Source organism: Streptosporangium sp. NPDC006013, from assembly GCF_040614275.1.
GTDB lineage: Bacteria > Actinomycetota > Actinomycetes > Streptosporangiales > Streptosporangiaceae > Streptosporangium.
On sequence record NZ_JBEXUE010000593.1, the window covers coordinates 1 to 5,362 of the forward strand.

5 protein-coding genes are annotated in these 5,362 nt (G+C 71.8%); all 5 read left to right on the plus strand.

Annotated features, from left to right (window positions below; genetic code table 11):
- Positions 1 to 400: 400 nt before the first annotated feature.
- The 5 genes from ABZ260_RS45660 (at position 401) to ABZ260_RS45680 (ending at position 5,291) form a co-directional block, all read left to right on the plus strand.
- Complete coding sequence (locus ABZ260_RS45660; protein WP_355630692.1) at positions 401 to 1,396, plus strand: hydroxyacid dehydrogenase; 996 nt, start codon at positions 401 to 403, stop codon at positions 1,394 to 1,396.
- 118 nt (positions 1,397 to 1,514) lie between these two features.
- On the plus strand, positions 1,515 to 1,790 hold the full coding sequence (locus ABZ260_RS45665) for an acyl carrier protein (protein WP_355630695.1): 276 nt from the start codon (positions 1,515 to 1,517) through the stop codon (positions 1,788 to 1,790).
- 7 nt (positions 1,791 to 1,797) lie between these two features.
- Positions 1,798 to 3,006, plus strand: a complete 1,209-nt coding sequence (gene fabV, locus ABZ260_RS45670; protein WP_355630698.1) for an enoyl-[acyl-carrier-protein] reductase FabV — start codon at positions 1,798 to 1,800, stop codon at positions 3,004 to 3,006.
- 218 nt (positions 3,007 to 3,224) lie between these two features.
- A complete protein-coding gene (locus tag ABZ260_RS45675; protein WP_355630701.1) occupies positions 3,225 to 4,085 on the plus strand; it encodes an NADP-dependent oxidoreductase in 861 nt (286 codons plus the stop codon).
- Positions 4,086 to 4,424: 339 nt separating this feature from the next.
- A complete protein-coding gene (locus tag ABZ260_RS45680) occupies positions 4,425 to 5,291 on the plus strand; it encodes a lytic polysaccharide monooxygenase (protein WP_355630704.1) in 867 nt (288 codons plus the stop codon).
- The last annotated feature ends 71 nt before the right edge of the window (positions 5,292 to 5,362 follow it).

Below are 5,362 nucleotides of genomic sequence, written 5' to 3' on the forward strand. Positions count from 1 at the left end.
CCCGCTCACCGGACCAGTTACTGGTCACCGCCGCGCCGTGGACCAGCCCCTGGCTCCCGGCCGGTTACAAGCGGAACTTCTGGAATGCCGCTTAGGAGCCGGGATTCCCGCGGATCTCACCGGTTTCGCAGGTTCGACAGGTGGGAATCCGTTGACGGCCGGTTGCCCGGCGTTGGACGGCTCATCAGCGTGCTGCTGGGAACCGCAGCGGCAGCCACACGTACCGGGTGACCGCCGGCCCTCGGGCCGGCGGTCACCCGGGTGAGAGACAGGAGGTGGTTCAGGTGTCCTGGATCGGCAGGACGGCGGTGCGGTCGGTGCCCGGCAGGGGCGCGGGAGACCCGGCGGCACCCGGCACCCACATCGTGGTCCGCGACTCGGTCCGGCCGGTCACCGTCCGATGACCACCGCCGCGGCGTTCGCCATGCAGCCCCGGCTAGTGCCCGAGCTCTTCCCCCCCGACCTGCGGCACCGGCTGTCGCTGGTGACGCGGGTGGACGAGCGAGTGATCGAATCCTTCGACGGGCCGCTCGACGTGGAGATCCTGATCACCGGCTGGGGGTGTCCGAGGATCGACGCGGACGTGCTGGCCGCGGCTCCACGGCTGCGGGCGGTCGTGCACGCCGCCGGCAGCGTCAAGGGACACCTCACCGCCGAGGTGTTCGACAGGGGCCTCGCGGTCTCCTCGGCGGCCGAGGCCAACGCGCTGCCGGTGGCCGAGTTCACCCTGGCGATGCTCGTACTGGCCGCCAAGCAGGTGATCGTCAAGGCGCGCGCGTACTCCACGCGGGGTTGGTCGGGCGACCCGCTGCCCGGAGTGGCGACGCCGAGCGAGGGCGGCGGCCTGATCGGAGCGGTGGTCGGCGTCATCGGCGCCTCCCGGGTCGGGCGGCTGGTGATGGAGCGGCTCCGCGACCACGGCGCGCACGTCCTGCTCAGCGACCCGTACATCAGCCCCGCCCAGGCGGCGGCCCTCGGGGCCAGGCCGGTGCCGCTCGACGATCTCTGCCGCGAGGCCGAGCTGGTCACCGTGCACGCTCCCGCGCTGCCGGAGACCCGCGGGCTGCTCGACGAGCGCCGCCTCGCGCTGCTGCGCGACGGCGCGGTGCTGGTGAACACCGCCCGGGGCTCCCTGATCGACACCGACGCCCTGGTACGGCACTGCGCCACCGGTCGCATCGGCGCCGTCCTCGACGTGACCGATCCCGAGCCGCTGCCCCTCGGGCATCCGCTGCTCGCCCTGCCGAACGTCCTGGTCACCCCGCACCTCAGCGGAGCCAGAGGCAGGGAGCTGCGCCGCCTGGGCGAGTTCGCGGTCGCCGAGGTCGAGCGGCTGGCGCGAGGCCTTCCGCTCCGCGGCACCGTCCGGCCGGCGGATCTGGATCGGATCGCCTGACGTCCCGGACCCATCTCTCTGAAGTAGCGCACCGGCGAACCCGGCCCCGGAGGTCCGGCGCTGCCGTTCGTGCCCACCAACGCTCTGTGGTCACGTACCGGCGCGGCCGGAGGCAGCCGTGGCCGACGAGCTCGCACTACAACAGGCGGTGGTGGCCGGGGTCGCCAAGGCCGCCGGACGTGCGCCACGCGACCGCGTCGATCCGAGTCTGGACCTGTGGAATGACCCGGGCCTCGATAGCCTCTCGCTGCTGGAGCTGATTCGAGACCTCGAAAAGCGGTTCCAGGTGACCATCCCGGATGAGGACACCGGCCAGGCCCACCCGGTCGGCGACCTCATCAGGATCATTCAGCGTCTCGCGGGCTCCGACCCGCCCGCGGGCCCGACCAGATAGGCGCACGATGACGGAACGACTCATCGAACCCCGCGGGCGCGGGTTCCTGCTGTTCGACTCCCACCCCGCCGGATGCGAGAAGATCGTCGGCGACATGTGGGATCGCGTCACCCCCGCGATCCCCGACAAGAAGGCCGAGCGCCGCCCGGTCGCCCTGATCATCGGCTCCAGTGCCGGCTACGGGATGGCGGCCACGATCGCGGGAATCCGTCGCTACGGCCTCGACGGCGTCGGCTTGTGCTTCGAGCGCCCGCCCACCGAGCGTCGCACGGCCACCGCGGGCTGGTACCGCACCATCGCGACCGCCGAACTCGCGGCCAAGGCCGGCCGCGACTGGTCGTTCGTCAACGGCGACGCCTTCGCCGACACCACCAAGGAGCAGGTACTCGACCTGCTCGCCGAACGGTTCGGCGGCATCGACTATCTGATCTACAGCGTCGCCGCACCTCGGCGCACCGACCCCGGCACCGGGCAGACACACCAGTCGGTGATCCAGTCACTCGGGGTGGGGTACGGCACCAAGACCCTGGACGTCAGCGGAGACGAACCGGCGCTGAAGGAGATCTGGGTCGAACCGGGTAGCGACACCGAGCGGGCCGACACCATCAAGGTCATGGGCGGCGAGGACTGGGCCCTGTGGGTTGACGCCCTGACCGGCCGTGGCCTGCTGCGCCCGGGGTTCACCACCGTGGCCCTGTCCTACATCGGCTCGCACCTGACCGCGCCGATCTACCGGGACGGGACCATCGGTGCGGCCAAGGCCCACCTGGAGGAGACCGCGCTCACGCTGAACGGCGACCTGGCCGAGGTCGGCGGGCGGGCCATGACATCGGTCAACGGCGCCGCCGTCACCCAGGCGTCCACCGCGATCCCCGGCATCGCCCTGTACGTCAGCCTCCTGCGGGGCGCCCTCGGCGAGGCCATGCAGTCCCCGCTTCAGCAGTCCGTCGAGCTGTGGGACCGGCTCACCGGCGCCCAGGCGCTCGACCTCGACGACCAGAGGCGCATCCGCCTGGACCGGTGGGAGTTGCACCCGCTCATCCAGGAGCAGGTGACCGAGCGGTGGGAGGCCGTCGCCCCCGACACCATCGGTGACCTGGCCGATATCGACTGGTTCACCGGCGAGGTGCGCCGCCTGTACGGCTTCGACGTGCCCGGTGTGAACTACAGCGCGCCGAGCGAGCCTGACCTGCTCTGGCCCACCCCCACCGAGTAGCGGCCGGCCGGAGGAGACGTGATCTCCGGTTTCCATGTTCGGTCTCCGCGCGGTCGCCGTACGACGGACGGTGGCCCCCTGCGCGCCGGGTTCCGGAGCGCATGAGTTGACCTCAATCATGCTTGAGGTTGCAGGCTGGGCGGCGGTGTACACGAGTGGAGGGGAACCCTGTGAAGGCAGCTGCTTTTTTCGAGTTCGGCGGTCCCGAGGTATTGCGGGTGACGGAGCTTCCCACGCCCGAGGCGGGCGAGGGGCAGGTACGGGTGCGGGTCAGGGCCGCGGGCGTGCAGCCGTTCGACCTGGCGATCAGGGAGGGGTGGACTCCGCCGGGAGTGGACGGGGAGCTGCCCCGGGTGCCCGGCAACGAGTTCTCCGGGGTCGTCGACCAGGTGGGAGCGGGGGTGGCGGGGGTCTCGGCCGGGGCCGAGGTGCTGGGCTTCACCCTGCTCAACGCCTATGCCGAGTACGTGGTCGTGCCCGCGGGGAACGTCACGCCCAAGCCTGTGAACATGCCCTGGGAGGTGGCGGGCGGTTTCACCGCCGGGACCCAGACGGCCCACATGGCGCTGCGGCAGCTCGGGGTGGGGGAGGGCGACACGCTCCTGGTGCACGCCGCCGCGGGCGCGGTCGGCACCGCCGCGGTCCAGCTCGGCCGGCTCTGGGGGGCCACGGTGATCGGCACCGCGCGCGAGGAGAACCACGACTACCTGCGCGAGCTCGGCGCGATCCCGGTCGCGTACGGCGAGGGCCTGCTGGAGCGGGTCCGCGACCTGGCGCCCGGCGGGGTGGACATGGTGCTGGACGGCGCGGGCGGTGAGGCGTTCGACATCTCCCTGGAACTGGTGAAGGGGGAGCGCCTCCTCACCCTCGTCGAGCACGGCAGGGCCGCCGAGCTGGGGGCGCAGCGGACCAGGGGGGAGCGGCTGGCGTCCCGCCTCGCCGAGCTCGCCGCCCTGTACGCCGAGGGCAGGTTCGTCTTCCCGGTGCGCGGCACCTACCCGCTGGAGCGGGCCGCGGACGCGCATCGCGAGCTTGGGACCAGGCACGGCAGGGGCAAGGTCGTGCTGGTCATGGACTGAGGCCGGGGCTTCCGGGGGAGCAGGGGCGCCTCCGGGAGCTGGGCCGGGCACGGCAGGGGCGAGGTCGTGCTGGACCGGGGCTCAGGCCTCCGGGGGAGTAGCGGCGCGATCGGGCGGGGCGCGCCGGTCGCGGACCGAGGCTCACCAAGGGCGGGCTCGTCCTCCCGGTGCGCGGGACCCACCCGCCGGGGGCTTGGGATCGTGCTGGTCAGGGATCTGTATCCTCGTTCGACTGGCATTATGGGACGTACTTTTAGTAAGGTTTCTTGTTAATAACGTGCTATCCGTCGGCTCGTTGGACATGTCCTGCCTCCATTCCCCAACCCAGGAGGAGTCCACGTGCATCTACGACACAAGGTGGCCACCGGTGCCGCCGCGGCGCTCAGCGTAGGGTCCCTGCTCGCGCTGCTGCCGTCCACCGCGGCGGTCGCCCACGGTTCCATGTCGAACCCGCCCAGCCGGGCCTACGTCTGCAAGACGGAGGGCCCGGAGACCCCCAAGTCCGACGCGTGCAAGGCGGCCATCGCGGCCGGAGGCACCCAGGCCTTCTACGACTGGCACGAGGTGTCCCGGCTCGAAGCCGGCGGCAACCATCGCCAGATCATTCCCGACGGCCAGCTCTGCGGCGCCGGGCGCGACAAGTACCGGGGGCTCAACCTCACCAGGGCCGACTGGCCCGCCACCTCGGTCTCCCCGGGACCGCTGACGGTCACCTACCACGCGACCGCGCCGCATGCGAACAGCAACTTCGAGTTCTACATCACCAAGCAGAGCTGGGACCCGACCCAGCCGCTGCGCTGGTCGGATCTGGAGCACATCAGGACCTTCACCAACCAGAACCCCAGCACGTTCACCAACTGGACGATCAACCTCCCGCAGCGGAGCGGCCGCCAGCTCATCTTCTCGATCTGGCAGCGCATCGTGGGCAGCACCGAGGCCTTCTACACCTGCTCGGACGTGAACTTCGGCGGGGGAGGCAATCCCAGCCCCACGCCGACCCCGACGGTGACCCCCACGCCGACCCCGACCCCGACTCCGACCGTCACCCCGACGAGCCAGCCGGGCGGTACCTGGCAGGCTGGCACCGCCTACGCGGCGGGCGCCACGGTGACCTACGGAGGCGTGACCTACCGGTGCCTGCAGCCGCACACCGCGCTGGCGGGCTGGGAGCCGCCGAACGTGCCGGCTCTCTGGCAGCGCGTCTGACCCGTTGACGTGGCGGCGCGGCGGTGACGCCCCCCCGGGACGGGGCCCACCCGCTGCGCCCCCCCGCCGCC